This is a genomic window from Sinorhizobium sp. NFACC03 (genome assembly GCF_900103435.1).
GTDB lineage: Bacteria > Pseudomonadota > Alphaproteobacteria > Rhizobiales > Rhizobiaceae > Ensifer.
In genome coordinates this window covers 1-14,852 of the sequence record NZ_FMXF01000024.1, presented here as the reverse complement: position 1 = coordinate 14,852, position 14,852 = coordinate 1, and the positions used below count along the sequence as shown (strand labels likewise).

Sequence of the window (14,852 nt, the reverse complement as noted above, 5' to 3'; positions counted from 1 at the left end):
CTAGGTTGTTCTCTTTGTGGCCCAAAATAATCGCATAATGTATCGTCGGGAACTACGAGCAGCAGGTCGCAGATATTGCCTGAAGACTTCCAACAATAGCTTCTTGAAGAGGCTGTAATCGCAGCGCTCATCCTTTAAGCGGCCCAACGGTGATCCTTGAAGTGACCTTTTGGGTGGAATGCGGAAGCTAGACGACGGGAGCTGAATGGGCACGATGCGCCAACAGCCGTCATTGCGGCAGAATGTTCTGGTTCATGTGGAAAAGATTGTGTGGATCGTAGTCGCGCTTGACCGTCTGAAGCCTCGCATAGGTTTCAGCACCGAACGCGTCGCGAACCAGAGTCTCACCTTCTCCAAATCCGGGAAAGTTCAGATACAGGCGGCCGGTGGAATAGGACTCCATATCCTGCCAGACGTCGCGAACCCACTTGATGTTGGTATCGTCCCCCGCCGGATCGGACCAGATTGCATCGAGACTGAGCATGAAGGGCATGGAGCGGTCGCCAAAGGCGGTGGCATCGGCGGCAATGCGTTGTACCGCGCCGCCAAACTTCCAGATCGAGGCAAAGGTCATCTCGGACGGACGCTTCGCCAGACGCTTGGTGATATCGGCGATAACGCCGTCGTCGAGGCCCGAAAGATAGGTCGATTTCCAGTAGCAGCGATCGCGACCCTTGGGAAAAATCCCGTCATAGATGCTTTGGAGCACACCGTATGGCATGCGGCCACTAAAATCGAGTAGCGGTTCGCCGATGTTGCGCAGAGGCTGGGTGACGCACTCGCCCTCTTCAGCCGGACCATCATAGACTGTGGCGAGCGTCAGCACACGCTTGCCCCATGTCTCTTCGGGATAAGCCGGATCACTGGGTATGGTGGAAAATTCGGCGAGGCCGCTGACTTCGTCCGGTGCCGAGGCCATGTAGTTACGCCATTGCGGAAGGATGTCGTTGGCACGCTCTTCGGAATAGGCGGGAGCGCAGAACATCAGCTCTTCGGCGATCGGATGTAGCCGAAATTCGAAGTTCACGACGATGCCGAAGTTTCCACCGCCTCCCTTCAGGGCCCATAGCAGGTCGGCGTTTTCCGTTTCGCTCGCATGGATTAGGACACCGCTGGCGGTAACCACATCGGCGGCAACGAGATTGTCGCAGCTAAGACCGTGGGTCCCCCGCAGCCAGCCGATGCCGCCCGACAAGGTAAGCCCCGCAACACCCGTCATCGAAATCAGTCCGCCGGGCGTGGCGCGTCCGAAAGGCGTCGTTGCGGCATCGACGTCGCCCCAGGTGGCACCGCCTTCAACATACGCCCGGTCAAGTCCAGAGGTGATGCGGACGGCATTCATCGGAGATAGGTCGATCATCAGCCCTCCATCGCAGACGGCATAGCCGGCGACATTGTGTCCGCCACCGCGAACGGCAATGGCAAGCCCGCGGGCGCGAGCGTGGTTTACCGACGCGACGACGTCGGCGGCGTTGCGGCATCTGGCGATCAGCGCCGGCCGCCGGTCGATCATCCCGTTCCACACCACCCGCGCAGCGTCGTAAGCGGCGCTTCCCGGTGCGAGCAGTTCGCCGCGCAGTTCATTGCGGAGTGCTTCATCCGTCATGTCGAGACCTCCTCTACATCGTATGAGCCTAGTAGCGCCGGACGTTTGGGACTAAAGTCAAAAATGCTGAAAGGCGGTCGTTTCTGCCATGCTCGATCAAAAGAGCCGCATCAATGTTGCCATCCTCGCGGTGCCTGAGGTCACCGCTTCGGCGTTGTTCGGCATGTTTGACCTGTTCTCTTCACCGGGCCGGGACTGGTCTTACATCGTAAGCGGCGAAGCCGGCGAACAGCGCATGCAGCCCTACATCGTTGCCCGATCCCGCGAGAGTTTCGAAGCCGCGAATGGCATCCGGGTGAAGCCGGACTATGATTTCAACGGATGCCCGTGCCCTGATATCGTCTGCATTCCGGATTTCTTCGTCAATCCGGGCGCAAGCGTCACTGGACAGTATGAACCTGAAGCGAGATGGCTGAAGCGGTCGCACGAAGATGGCGCGATGTTGGCCAGCGCCTGTTCAGGCGCGGTGTTGCTCGGCGAAGCCGGGCTGCTCGTCAATTGTGATGCGACAATCCACTGGGGCTACGTCGCGACGCTCACCAACAACTATCCGGGCGTCCGGGTGAGAGTGGATCGGTCTCTCGTGCTGAGCGGCGAAGCGCAGCGCATCGTCATGGCGGGGGGCGGATCGAGCTGGCAGGACCTCGCACTGTATCTGATCGCGCGGTTTGTCGGTCTGAAGGAAGCAATGGAAGTCGCCAAGGTCTACATGCTGCAATGGCATGACATGGGACAGCAGCCATTCGCGTCGCTCGTGAGCCTCCGGCAGACAACCGATGTGGTGATCAACAGATGCCAGCACTGGCTGGCGATGAACTACAAGACTCACGCGCCGGTCGCCGCGATGGTCGCACTTTCCGGCCTTCCGGAACGCTCTTTCATCCGTCGCTTTACCAAGGCCGCAGGCATGACTCCTCTCAACTATGTGCACGCGCTGCGTCTCGAGGAAGCCAAGCAGATACTGGAGACCACCGATCTGCCGATCGAGGCCGTTGCCAACGACGTTGGCTACGAGGATGCGAGCTTCTTCGGCCGTCTGTTCCGCCGTGAGACGGGCCTGACTCCCGGGAGTTATCGGCTACGGTTTGGCTCCTTGCGCAGGGCACTAAAGCACAAATAGGGAGACATGAGTCGAAGCTGGTCGTTCTGTGTCGAGCCTAGCGGTAGCAGCGCGTTTCCTGCATTCAGCGGCTCCTGACGTTCTGCCTGCTTCACATTTGCGATGCGGCCGCCCCCCGGCGCACGATGCGCACGACCCTTCGTCCTTAGCGTTGATCGCCATCCATGTTACTTTGAACGTGATCGTTCATTCGCCGACTATCGAGCGGTCGGGGCCATCCGTGTGTCAAAGCATATCCGGGGGGGAACGCAGATGGCGGAACAAACGGCCAGTAGGGTGCGCCTGAACGCTGCCCCAGGTCCTCACGTTTCGGCGCCTGCGAGGCGGTCTCTTTGGGGAGGGGTGGGTCCATGGCGGGGACGCTTGATGTCGTTGTCATAGGAGCGGGTTCGGCCGGGCTCGGGGTCAGCTATTTTCTCAAGCAGCAAGGGCGCGATCATCAGGTGCTTGAACAGGGCCGCATTGGCGAAACGTGGCGGACCCAACGCTGGGACTCCTTCCACCTGAACTCGCCGAACATCCGCTCGCTGTTGCCCGGTGATCCCCCTGACGTGCCTGACCCCTGGGGTGCCAGCACGCAGCACCAATTCGTCTCCTATCTCGAGAACTATGCCGCGCGGCATCAGTTGCCGGTGATAACCAAAACTCCGGTAGAAGAACTGTCTAGAGATAACGGACTCTTTCTCGTGGCGACGCCACGCGGTGTGCTTCGGGCCCGCAACGTCGTGATCGCCAGCGGCAGCCTGAATTGTCCGAAGCGGCCGCCTGCGTCGGCGGAGCTGCCGATAACAGTTCGCCAACTCGATTCCTCGGCCTATCGTAATGCCGCCGACCTGGAGCAAGGTGCTGTTTTGGTGGTCGGCAGCGGCCAGTCGGGCGGTCAGATTGCCGAGGACCTGGTGCTTGCGGGGCGCTCGGTCTTTCTGGCGACGAGCCGCGCCGGCCGTCTGGTCCGCCATTATCGCGGCGGCGACATGTTCAATTGGATGACCCTATCGGGCTTTCTCGACTTGCCGCGCCAAGAATTCGTTCTACCTTCCGGGAAGCTGCCGGCGCGAGGCCTGCTTGGTGCCACTCATACGATCAGCCTGCAGTCGCTGAGCGCCCAGGGTGCCGTGTTGCTTGGTCGCTTCTTGGGTGTTGAGAATGGCAGCCTGGTATTCGGCGACAACCTTGATGAGCATATACGTTTTGCTGACGAGAGCTCAGCCAACGTCAAGCGCTTTATTGACGCTTACATCGGGCGCGCCGGGCTGAACGCGCCGCCTGCCGAGGATGATCCTGCCGAGATAATCGCTCCAAACCTCGTCGATCCACCAATTCTCTCAATCGAATTGGCGACGAGTGGCATAACGTCGGTAATCTGGTGCACAGGCTTCCGAGGCGATTTCCGATGGATCAAAATCCCGGACACCATCGACGGCGGCGGCGAGCCTATTCACCAGGACGGGATCGGGTTCGTTCCCGGATTATATTTTTCCGGCCTCGATTTTGCCTCGACACGGAAATCGGGAATCATAGCGGGGGTTGCAGAGGAAGCAGCACGTTTGGTGAACCATCTCGCGAGGAGATCGGCGAGTTAACCGATACGGGTGCCGAGTAGCCACCATGCTCCGGGCAGCCGCGCGTGACACACGGAATCCAGGGGGTAATCGCTTCCCGTTTCTTCTAAAAGGTGCGCCCGCCGAAAATACAGGCATGGGGTTCGATCTGCATTTCGACGGCGCGATGCACTACACATAGCGAAAGACCAGTCACCACCCGGTTGAGGGGCAAATCAACCGCCTCGAAATGATCAAGCGCCAGATGTACGGGCGCTCGGGATACAGCCTCCTGAAAAGCAAGGTGCTGGCCCGGGCTTGAGGGAGATCGCCACCAGTGCTGGTTCAGCATGAGCGATGACAGCACGACCCTGCACCAAAATTGCGGAAGAACCCCTGATCGCCGCGCTATAGGCTGAGGTCTCGGCCGCCAGATCTCTTGGGAATGAAGCCCCCGAGGGATCACGTCGAAGCTTAGCCTATAACCAAGATGCGGCGAATCTCACATTAAATAGGTCTTCCTCACTTTGCGTGATGAGGAGCGTTGTTGAGCGGCAGCATGCGTGCTCTGAGGAGTTCCGGGCCTGCTCTGCCATACATCGCGCGTTTGATCGTCTCAGGCGGTTGAGCTGGTCTTCCGTCTGGCCGCTGCTCAAGGATAGTTCGATGGTGTTGCGGATGGCGTCGACGTCAAGGTGCAGGATCCGCGCGCCCCGCGCAAACGGCCTCCTGGTATGGCGGCAGTCGGAGCAAATTCGACCTGTGCTTGGTCACAAACCGTAAATGGAGGTAAGAGATCACTTCCTCCCTGAGCCCACGAGGGCCGGCATCGGCACTCGATAAGACCCATCGGCGGAGTGAAATTGCTCCATGCCATTTGCGACCGTAGCGGAGATGGCGTCGCGCACGTCTTGGGTTTGAGCCAGCAATAACGCGCGGGCCCGCACTCCGCCTTCGAGAATCGCCGTTACCAAACCCGACGGCTCGCCTACTTCCCAGAACTGATCCACGATCTTGACGCGCACATCCGCAAACCCGACATCTTCAAACGCGGCGCTCAATTTCTGAAGCTCACTGAATTGAAAGAAATCTGGACCGTGGGGCAGGGGGACGTCAAGATTGCCATGCGTCTTGATGGCGCCGAAGAGCACGCCGAAGCCGTTGGTCGGCTTTGGCGCTTCCCAAACGCTGACGGCGAGATACCCTGTGGGCCTCAGCACGCGGTGCATTTCGGAAAGTGCCCTCCGGGGATCCGGAACATGGATGATGCCGTAACCACAGATCACGCTATCGAAGCTCTCTGGATTAAATGGCAACGCCTGTGCGTCACCTTCTTGAAACTCGACGCTCGGCACATTGCGCTCGGCGATTTCGATGACCTTTCTTGAAAAGTCGAGACCGACGACTTGCGCCCCCCGCTCCATCGCGGCCTGTGCTAGCATTCCAGGGCCGGTGCAGACATCGAGCACCTGCATTCCCTTATCGATGCGTGCGGCTGCCAAAATAGCGGGCACTGTCTGCCTGGTTAGGCGCCCAAAATGCTGTTCGTATCCTTCGCTGACCTCTTCCCAACCGGAATGTTCAAATTCTCGGAAAGCTGTTGGATCGCGAGCGCTCTCCATATCATTCCCCTGTCGCTGAGCAGGAAGCTTATATAGCATGAAACGCTAAATGAGCTCTGACCTATTTTTCCTGGGGTTCGAGGTCTACCGCTATGAAAACTGTCGGCTGGCGAAGGATGCGTTCCTAGCCGATATGCGCGCGCGAGGCGCTTTTGCGTGCGAAAGTCGAGCCGCTGGCAGCGCGGGTGTCGGCGATGTCGAACATAGCATGAAGGAGTTCGGCGAAAAGCTGGCAAAGTGCAGTCACTGCCTGATCAACTCTTCGAATTTGCGCAACGATCAGTTGCGCAGAGAACCGGCGCTCAAAATCGCTCATCAGCGACGCCGCTGATCGCAACAATTGTGGCATCGGCCAAAGCGATGATACTGGCCCAGCAGATTCATGAGGCCACACCTACGAACACAGCTGTGCGAAGTTGATTTAGCCTCTTCGATCTACTCAGACGCAGCCATATCATGGACCCGGCGTTGGGTCCGGGGGCTGTCCCGGCTCGGGGGCATCCTGATCGGCACGGTCCCATTTCAGTCCTACGCAGGCATCCTGTCAGTGCGCCTCTGCGCCTCCCCGGTCGTTGGTCGCCGCTCTGTTTAATCGACGAACTCAATGCCATGCTTCGCGCATATTATGGGATGGCTGGCGGAATGACCTGTTTGCCACAATGAGCGGCCAGAGAGTGATCCTCAGGCTGGCAACCCGGCGCGACGCAAGCCTTCACGCAATCGTTCCATGTCCACCTCCCGTTGCAAATACGAGACATCCACGAGCCAGTTCACGTATTCGCTTGAACCTGCCGACGGGTCGCCGCGCCAGTAGCTCCGGACAGACCGCACGAATGTTTCGGCGCATTGGCGCGCCTCCTCTATGCGGCCCAGATGACCATTGGCCGCTGCCCGCCAAGCCATGTCCCGTGGGTGGAAAGCAGGCGCGTCGAGGGTGCCTGTTACCTATTTCGGCGGAAGGCCGGCGCGCGCAAGATCAGCGCCGGCCCGATCGAGGATCGAAGGATCTCGGAAGTTCCAGGCCTGACGCCACGACTGGACCGTCGCAGTCGGAGCTGCCTTCAGCATCTTCTCAACGGCAGCACGGGCCTCTGCTTCGCGTCCAAGTCGCATGTAGGCGATGGCTAGCTGCAACGGAGCGTCGGCAAATTCCGTGGCCTTCAGTACCTCGACGGCCTCTTCGTTCTTGCCCAGCACGATATAGATGAAACCTCTTACGTAGTTAAAGAACCAGGACAGTCCGGGGTCCCGCGCAGCAGCAGCGTCGGTCAGTTCCAGCGCCTTTTCTGGCTGACCGGCCTGCAGAAGGATACTTCCAGCATCGGTGAGGGTGAACGCATTATAGGGTGCAGCGGCGATGGCCCTGTTCATTGAGGCAACAGCGCCGTCATGGTCCCGCTTGAGCGTCAGGAGCCAAGCGTTGAGCCAGTTTGCCAATCTCGTTACCTGCGGGCTTAGGTTCTTGTCGGCGAGGACCTGGTTAACCCGCAGCTCTGCCTCCCGAAGGTCAGCCTGGGGATCAGAACTGTAGAGCAGTCCTACCTTTAACCAGTGAGCCCACCCCAGCTCCACGGTCAGCAGCGGGGAGCCAGGAAACACCTGTAGACCCTGCCGGGAAATTTCAGCTGATCGATCGAGACCTTCTTTCGTGTAAAGGTTCAACTGGCTTTCCGAACGCAGGTAGTAGTCGTATTCGGCCAGATTGGTGCTGTCCTTGCCCCAAGCCTGACTGTAATCAGCTTTGCGAATGGCTCCGAATTCGCCGGTCATCGCCCCGACGATTTTGCCGGTCAGCTCATCCTGAAGCGCCCACGGATCGGTTCCGGCCTTGTCGAAGCGGTCTGCCCAGACATGGTCGCCCGTGTTGGCGTTGATCAATTGGGCAACAACGCGGAGCCTATCGCCTTCCTTGCGTACGCTTCCCTCGACGACATAGCCAACGCTCAGTTCCTTCCCGATCTGGCGGATGTCACCTTCCTTGCCTTGGTAGGCAAAGGACGAGGTTCGCGATACCACTGCAATGTCAGAAAAGCGCGAAAGGATAGCAATAACGTCGTTCGCTAGTCCTTCTCCTAAATACCCTAGGCTCTTGTCGGCACTCAGATCCTTGAAGGGAAGCACGGCGACAGTCGGGATCGTACTGGATTGCCCAGGAGAGAACATTGGAGAGAACATTGTCACTGGATTGTACAGCGTCACCCATAGCGCCACCATTGCCGCCATGATGGTTGCCGGGACTCCAAGTGACCACCATAGCCGCCTGCTCTGGTGCTTGTGCAGAACGCGTCGGTGTGGCTGCGCATCGATGCGCACGTGGTAGACGTCGATAGCCTCTTCGATGTTCTTGACCTTCTGTCGCCCAGCGGAGTCGAAGCCAAACGCAAGCTTTTTCTCGACCTCCTTTGCCACCTTACCTGAAACACAAATGCCGCCTGGATGCGCGAGCTGCTCCAGCCTAGCCGCGATGTTGACGCCGTCTCCATACCGGTCGTCGCCTTCAACGATTACTTCTCCGATGTTGATGCCGATCCGGACGTCAAATCGGTCCTCTTCGGGGACAGCAGTATTGCGCTCTGCCATTCCGCGCTGGAGAGACACGGCACATTCAACAGCGTCGACAACGCTTCCAAACTCCGCGAGGAGCCCATCGCCCATGAGCTTGAAGATCCGCCCATGATGCCGCGCAATCTCTGGTTCGAACAGCTCGGTGCGTCGGGTTCGAAGGTGTTCAAAGGTCGCCGCTTCGTCTTGCTCCATCAGTGCGGAGTATCCGACCACGTCGGCGGCCAGAATTGCAGATAATCTGCGCTCCATGTCTTCGTCCCCCAACATGAATTTTCCCGCCGAACATAGTACATGACCTCGCCGTGTATTTCACGTATGGCTAATGAATGAATTTCGAATCCGCAACGCTCCATGAACATCGCCAAGCGGCGATTCTGCAGACCTTGAGCAGATTGAATCAGTTCGTCGATTGCCTCGTTGGGACTAGGTCGTTGTCGACTCCGCCGGAAAGAGCATCGCTGGGGCTTTTGTCGGTCTCGCAGGACTCAACCGCGTTGGCGACCTGGAGGCCTCGGTTTCGACGATCGACGCCAACGATGCGGAAATGACGGTAAGCGGCAAGGAGACCCCGTCTGGCGGAGGGGGGTAGCGGTCGATCTGATGCATGGGTTGGATCTTCATGGCGAGGTGGACCAGTCGGTGATGTGGGCTGTCGGCTTCGGCATCGCCCGGGGCAGCCGCTTGAGGATTTCGGCGCCGTCCGAGATCACGGTGACGTCATCGAAACGGCTATACCCTTCACGCCGAAGGGCATGAAGGGCGCAATCCCGGATTACGGTTCGGCCGGTGCTGGTGACAAAATAGCGGCCACCGGGTTCGCCCCGACCGTCGCGTCCGCATCGAGCCACAACGAGTTCGAAGTTTCGCGCTGAATTGGGATCGGCGCTGCGGATACGATTGAGCGTGTTCGACGGGCCTTCCATGTGCAGGGCTGGTCGGTGAAGAAGATCGTCTGGGAACTCCATATGTCGCGCAATACGGTGCAAGGGATCACGCGCCACACCGGCGATGGTTCTCTCGTTCTGGCGCTGCTCACCACCAATGGCTCCGCCTCGTGTCAACCGACGATCGGCCCATAACATAGCCAATGGTAAAAGCGAGAGCCCCGAGAAGAACGCTTAAGCTTGTGACTGTGTGGGGGGGTCGGCCGCGGCGTTGGCGACGGCACGCGTTTCCCTTTTTATGGTTTCCGTTGCGGTCTGAGCGGCCTTTCGGACACCTTCGGACTGCTGCGAAGGTGTCTAGGTCAGGTCCGCGTTCGCCTCATCATCTTTGGCCATGGTTTTCCTCCTTGCGATGGCTTGAGAAGGAACTGCGTATGCGGCGGGAGGTTCCGCAACATAAGGATAGCATCTCGACGGGGCCAACGAGCGACCCTGTTCGGCGAAGCCCCGACGCCAATGCGCCGAAACCGCGCGTCATTCCGGCCCCGCCGGGCCGGTGCCAGTTTGATCAGAGCGCTTTCCGTTATCTGCGCCCGACGGAAGCGGGCAGCGGCAAAGCGGATGTCAGTCGCGGTTACTCGGGCTTGCCTTTACGGATGCGCTGCTGGAGTAATTTCACATATCGACGCCGGATATCGTCAATGGATACGTCACCATTGATCCAGAGTTTTAAAAGGGCCTGGAATTCGGGGTGATCGTCCATCGGAAAACCGAAATCGCGCCACTTGGCACTAACACGATCGGCGATGTCTTTGCGGTTCGTCATCTGTCTTCCATTCGCTCTCGCATGCGCGCTGGCGCAGGGTCGTTCGTCTGCAACAGCGCCACGCAATGTAGCACCGATATTGCCGATGCCCGGCGTTGGCCAGTGCAATCATTGACACTGCGCTCCACCCATCGGAAAAGTATGCAGGCTTAGAGAAGGAAAGAAACTCATGGCAGACGAGATCAAGCCGGACGACAGCGCTGTCGTGGCCGAATCAACCAAGCCGGTAGAGGTGGCAGCGCCGAAGAAGCGCGGCCCGCGGGCGAAGAAGGTTGCTTCGGACGTGGCCTCGCAAGAGGCAAGTGCGCCGAAGGTCAAGAGAGGCAGGAAGCCCAAGGAAAAGCCGGCTGACCTGAAGGTCGCCGAGCCGTCTTCGGCCGTTTCCAAGACCCGGGCCAAGGGCGTTGCGAAAGCCACCGGAAAGCGCTCTGCATCAACATCGTCCGCAGAAGCGCCGGTTTCCGCCCTGGACGAAATCGCCGATCTTCTGCAGCTCGAAGAAGAGAATGCGCGGCTGCGCAAGACGCTGGCTGAAAAACTGCGGACGGAGAATGCCGATCTCCGCAAACGGCTCGGGCTTGCCTGAGAATTCCGCGAGAGGTCGATCGCTTCGGCGATCGGCCTTCGTCATCCCATCTCAAGGACCGGGCCGCCAACGCCCGGGGTGACGAGGCATTATGAAATCACCATGGAAGTTTCTGCTTGATCTGGCGTCTCGAGGGACAGCCACCGGGCAAGCAAAAAGCGCGCCCGGGATCGAGACCAAGAAACCGGAAGAACTCCCGGCCCCGATTGTCGAAACGCCAGTAGCCCCGCTTGATGAGGCCGTTACCTCGGCGGATACCGTGGCGAATGAATCGGCAAACAATCGTTTACTCGAAACAGCTCCCGTTGTTGAGGAACCTATCGGTCGCAACGAGCCCTCACGCGCTGGACGCGCACCGTCGACGCAACCGAAGACAGTGCAGCGGCGCGCCAGGATGACAAGCGCGAAACCCGTTGCTGTGGTTGACGCGATTGAGCCCAAAGAAGCGCCAGTCGCTGTGCGTCCGACGCCGAGCTTATCCGAGCAAGTTGCTGCTTTGGATGAAGAGGTCCGGCAGCTCAGACGGCAGCTCTCGGAAAAGCTGCGATTGCAGAACGAGCAGCTTGAAAGATTGTTGAAGCGGTTTGACACCTCGTGATCTGAGCGGCTCGCCCTTGATCAAATTCGGCCCCCTCTCGCCAACGTAACATTCAAGTGACATAGCAAGACCACTTCCCGCCATGTCTTCCATTCACGCCTTCATCTGCGAATTGATCAGAGCCGCCAACGAGGTAGAGAAGCTGACCGCGCGTGAGATGAGCCGTCTTCTTGACCGGTCCGTCGACACTATCCGCGATCTGCGTGGGCAAACGGAAATCGCGGGTAGTCGTCGTGCACGAGACGTGCTGATCGATTTGCAAATAGCATCGTCGCGGGCCCGAGACCTTTCACCTGAAGACGCGAGGGATACTCTTCTCGATGCCGCGGAGATCATTCGCGCGTTGCGGATCATGCTGGAAGGTGATTCTTGAGCGCTGACGGAATAGCCACGTGAACTTTCGTCTCTGGTCCACCGCTCCGTCGGGACCGACGGGTGGGGCTTGAAGGTAACGGCTGCACTAAATCCTGCCTCCGATTGTGTGAAGCCGGGCTCTCTATGAACCGTAAATTCCATCCAGACTGCTTGGAGTTCATCCCCGAAAACGGGGGCGGGGCAGGCTGTTCCAAACCGACGGACGTTCGAGCTATCTGCGGCCATCAATCGAAACCATATCGCCCAGGTTCGACAGAAGCTCTCGGAACACCGTCAGTTGCGTCTGTTGTCAAGAGCAGCGCCGAGTGACGAGCATGGACACAGACGGCTGTGGGATCTGTGAAGAGTGCCTGGCGCCCTGACTGCAAGGCTGGTCGCCAAGCGGTCATCTGTTGGGCACCGCGATGGCTCTGTTGCCAGTCTCTCGCCCGAACAACTGAGCTTTGCGCAGCGATGACGCGGTTCAGACTGACCTGACGTTTTCGGCTCTCGACTTTCCAGTCTTGCGGTCCTGGCCAATCTCGTAGCTGACCTTTTGGCCTTCTTGCAGCGGCCTCTCGGTGGCCACCGCTGACATATGGACAAACACGTCCGTTCCACCGGTCTCCGGAGAGATGAAGCCGTAACCCTTGTCCTGATTAAAAAACTTCACAGTACCAACCGCCATTGACGTCCTCGTCAGTTGAGCAGGTTGCACGCGACAACTGATAGTGATCACCAGCGTCGACGAGGAAATCCGACTCAAGAACCGTCTTGGTCAGCTCCTCGACAAATAGCGGTATGCCTTCGGTTTTGGCCAGGATGTGGTTGGTGACCTCCGAAGGTAGGCTCCTGCCTCCTGTTAGGCGTCGTATGATCGCCTCACCTTCATCTCGTCCGAGGCTGGCGAGCGAGACGGCCGTCACATGCGACTGTTTCAGCCAAGGTGGATGGACCTCGGGCCGGAAGGTGACGACGAGAAGCACAGGGAGGTCTGGCAGGCGTTCGACCAGCAGGGCGAGCCATTCGCTCGTCGTCTGGTCGATCCAGTGCATATCTTCGACAACGAGCAAAACAGGCTGGCGGGCCGCGATCCTCTCAAGTTGCTCGATGAGCACCCCTAGAGTACGGGCCTTCTGCGCTTGCGGCGTCAGTTGGATCGGTGAATAGCGGTTAGCGAAGTCGATCGAAAGCAGGGAGGCCAAAAGCGGTCCTGCTTCACTCAGGTCTGGGGCCGATTGGAGCACTAGCGCCTCAAGCTTGTCGAGCTTGGCACTCGTGCTGTCGCCTAGCCGAAGCCCGGCAGCGCGACTAAGCTGCTCGATCACCGGGTAGAGCGCGCTGTTTGTGTGGTATGGGGAACAGAAGTAGCGCAACCTTGCGTGCGGCTCGGCCCTCAATCGCTCTTCCAGTGCGGCAGCTAACCGCGACTTGCCAATGCCGGGCTCGCCCGACAGAACCACGGCGTGGCCACTTCCTGTCCGAACCTGCTGCCAGCATTGAAGCAGTAGATCGAGTTCCTTGGATCGGCCCACGAGCGGTGTCGAGACGCCATGCGACGCATCGAAACGTCCCTCGGTATCGGCCTCGCCGATGACCCGCCACGCCGGGACGGCTGTTGCGTAGCCCTTCAGCTCCTGAAGACCGAGTTCGATCAGCTCAAACAATCCAATAACCAGCCGATGTGTACCGCCAGCGATCACGACGGCGTTTGGCTCGGCCAGGGCCTGCAGGCGAGCCGCGAGGTTGGGCGTCTCGCCGACGACGGCCTGCTCCTGTGCGGATCCTTCACCAATCAGGTCTCCGACCACGACCAGACCGGTGGCAATGCCAATACGTGCCGCAAGTGGTTGGTCCAACGATCCGGGCGTTAGGCTGGCGGTCGCCGTCGCCGCCGCAAGGCCTGCCCGCACGGCCCGTTCAGCATCGTCTTCATGCGCGCTCGGCCAACCAAAATAGGCAAGCACGCCATCGCCCATGAACTTTGCAACATACCCCTCGTAGCGTGCGATCTCCGCAGACACGGCACTTTGGTACGCATGGAAGACGTCGCGCATTTCCTCCGGGTCGAGTCGCTGTGACAGCTCGGTCGAACCAACGAGATCGATGAACATGACGGTCAACTGCCGGCGCTCGGCTTCGTGTCTGGGCGGAGCTGGGGCCGACACGGAACTCGGTGGCGACAGCGTGTCGGTATTCAGCGCCGCAATCGCCGCAAGAACCTTCCGGCGCGGGCCGACGGGCAAACCCAGCTCTCTCAGGTTTTCCTCGGTGAGGTGCCGAAGCGCATCGAAATCGACTTCGTTCGCGGTGAACGCTTCTATGTACTTGCCCAACCCGAGGCGGGCCAGCCAAGCGGTGATATCCGACATGACAACTACCTCGCGTCGGCGAGCATACCACGGCCGCGCGTCGCACAAAAACTACCGGCGACTTCGCGAGAAAGGTCATGGCCACACATCGCGCGAAGCTGCCACCTCGTCCAGTTGTTCGGTGTCCGCTTTCGAGCGGCCGCCATGATTAGTCAACGGCCGAAATGGTGAAGGGTTTCGGGTGCCGTCAGGCGTACGAAAGCCTCTCATGCAGGAACCCGCGGTCGGCATTCTCTGAGCTATGGGCTTTTGTGGATCGGCGCTTCCAGCGGACGGGAGATCGCAGCGCCACCGCCAGATCGTTTTGGCGCGGGTATGAAGCAAGTTTGCGCAGCAACTGGCTCGGCCTGATCTTGCCTGCGGCCATAGTGGCGGCACAGCGGAAGAGATCAGGCCAGTTCGCAACGATCAGTTCGTCGCGGATTTTGCCACCCACGAGCTTGCGCAAATCTTACGGCGTCGACTCATAAACTTTGGCACCATATTCTTGTTGCGACGAGCTTTACGGCGGCGAGGTAGTTTTCCGGGCGTTTGTCATATCGGGTTGCGATGCCTCGGAACTGCTTGATCCTGTTGAAGAACCGTTCCACGAGATTGCGTTGCCGATAGACCCAGCGCGAAAACACGAAAGAGCCCTTGCGATTACTCTTCGGCGGGATGTTGGCCCAGGCCTTTCGCTCGGCGGCCTTAGCCCGAATGGCATTCGTGTCATAACCCTTGTCGGCCAGCAGGATGTCCCCCTCGCCAAGCTCATCCGTCAGCGCGTCGGCTTCGGCAC

Annotated in this window: 14 protein-coding genes and 2 pseudogenes; 5 read left to right on the top strand and 11 right to left on the bottom strand. The window is 59.3% G+C overall.

Going from position 1 to position 14,852, the window contains the following annotated elements; genetic code table 11:
- Positions 1–229: 229 nt before the first annotated feature.
- Positions 230–1,606 (bottom strand): FAD-binding oxidoreductase, encoded by a 1,377-nt coding sequence (locus BLU35_RS25160; RefSeq protein WP_093234941.1) that lies wholly within the window; start codon positions 1,604–1,606, stop codon positions 230–232.
- A gap of 88 nt (positions 1,607–1,694) precedes the next feature.
- On the opposite strand from BLU35_RS25160, the gene BLU35_RS25155 reads away from it, so the two are divergent.
- Positions 1,695–2,726 carry a GlxA family transcriptional regulator gene (locus BLU35_RS25155; RefSeq protein ID WP_093234940.1) on the top strand — a complete coding sequence of 344 codons (1,032 nt, stop codon included), beginning with the start codon at positions 1,695–1,697 and terminating at the stop codon, positions 2,724–2,726.
- A gap of 350 nt (positions 2,727–3,076) precedes the next feature.
- Entirely contained in the window at positions 3,077–4,309 is a 1,233-nt protein-coding gene (locus BLU35_RS25150; RefSeq protein ID WP_093234939.1) for a flavin-containing monooxygenase, read from the top strand.
- A 480-nt stretch (positions 4,310–4,789) separates the two neighbouring features.
- On the opposite strand, the pseudogene BLU35_RS36295 reads toward BLU35_RS25150, so the two are convergent.
- The 6 genes and pseudogenes from BLU35_RS36295 to BLU35_RS25115 form a co-directional block, all read right to left on the bottom strand.
- A pseudogene (locus tag BLU35_RS36295) lies at positions 4,790–4,992 on the bottom strand (ISL3 family transposase); the annotation flags it as partial.
- 72 nt (positions 4,993–5,064) lie between these two features.
- Positions 5,065–5,889: a class I SAM-dependent methyltransferase gene (locus BLU35_RS25140; protein ID WP_176907423.1), complete on the bottom strand. Its 825-nt coding sequence runs from the start codon at positions 5,887–5,889 to the stop codon at positions 5,065–5,067.
- 124 nt (positions 5,890–6,013) lie between these two features.
- Complete coding sequence (locus BLU35_RS35205) at positions 6,014–6,205, bottom strand: hypothetical protein (RefSeq protein ID WP_143032989.1); 192 nt, start codon at positions 6,203–6,205, stop codon at positions 6,014–6,016.
- Positions 6,206–6,834: 629 nt separating this feature from the next.
- Positions 6,835–8,703, bottom strand: coding sequence for an adenylate/guanylate cyclase domain-containing protein (locus tag BLU35_RS25130; protein ID WP_093235003.1), 1,869 nt, complete (start codon positions 8,701–8,703; stop codon positions 6,835–6,837).
- 368 nt (positions 8,704–9,071) lie between these two features.
- Complete coding sequence (locus tag BLU35_RS25125) at positions 9,072–9,515, bottom strand: hypothetical protein (protein WP_143032987.1); 444 nt, start codon at positions 9,513–9,515, stop codon at positions 9,072–9,074.
- A 457-nt stretch (positions 9,516–9,972) separates the two neighbouring features.
- Positions 9,973–10,164: a hypothetical protein gene (locus BLU35_RS25115; protein ID WP_093234935.1), complete on the bottom strand. Its 192-nt coding sequence runs from the start codon at positions 10,162–10,164 to the stop codon at positions 9,973–9,975.
- A 169-nt stretch (positions 10,165–10,333) separates the two neighbouring features.
- Between BLU35_RS25115 and BLU35_RS25110 the strand changes: the two genes are divergently transcribed.
- The 3 genes from BLU35_RS25110 to BLU35_RS25100 all read left to right on the top strand — a co-directional run bounded on the left by BLU35_RS25110 (position 10,334) and on the right by BLU35_RS25100 (position 11,721).
- A complete protein-coding gene (locus BLU35_RS25110) occupies positions 10,334–10,750 on the top strand; it encodes a hypothetical protein (RefSeq protein ID WP_093234934.1) in 417 nt (138 codons plus the stop codon).
- A 91-nt stretch (positions 10,751–10,841) separates the two neighbouring features.
- Positions 10,842–11,348, top strand: a complete 507-nt coding sequence (locus BLU35_RS35190; protein WP_143032986.1) for a hypothetical protein — start codon at positions 10,842–10,844, stop codon at positions 11,346–11,348.
- A gap of 82 nt (positions 11,349–11,430) precedes the next feature.
- Positions 11,431–11,721 carry a hypothetical protein gene (locus BLU35_RS25100; RefSeq protein ID WP_093234932.1) on the top strand — a complete coding sequence of 97 codons (291 nt, stop codon included), beginning with the start codon at positions 11,431–11,433 and terminating at the stop codon, positions 11,719–11,721.
- A gap of 465 nt (positions 11,722–12,186) precedes the next feature.
- Here the strand turns inward: BLU35_RS25100 and BLU35_RS25095 are convergent, their stop codons facing one another.
- From BLU35_RS25095 to BLU35_RS25080, 4 genes and pseudogenes are all read right to left on the bottom strand, one after another.
- Positions 12,187–12,390, bottom strand: coding sequence for a cold-shock protein (locus BLU35_RS25095; RefSeq protein WP_093234931.1), 204 nt, complete (start codon positions 12,388–12,390; stop codon positions 12,187–12,189).
- Positions 12,362–14,074 carry an AAA family ATPase gene (locus tag BLU35_RS25090; protein ID WP_093234930.1) on the bottom strand — a complete coding sequence of 571 codons (1,713 nt, stop codon included), beginning with the start codon at positions 14,072–14,074 and terminating at the stop codon, positions 12,362–12,364. Before BLU35_RS25090 ends, BLU35_RS25095 begins: the two co-directional genes overlap by 29 nt.
- A gap of 259 nt (positions 14,075–14,333) precedes the next feature.
- Positions 14,334–14,525, bottom strand: a pseudogene (locus BLU35_RS25085) (Tn3 family transposase); the annotation flags it as partial.
- A 13-nt stretch (positions 14,526–14,538) separates the two neighbouring features.
- A partial coding sequence (locus BLU35_RS25080; protein ID WP_143032985.1) for a transposase occupies positions 14,539–14,852 on the bottom strand: 314 nt, incomplete at its 5' end.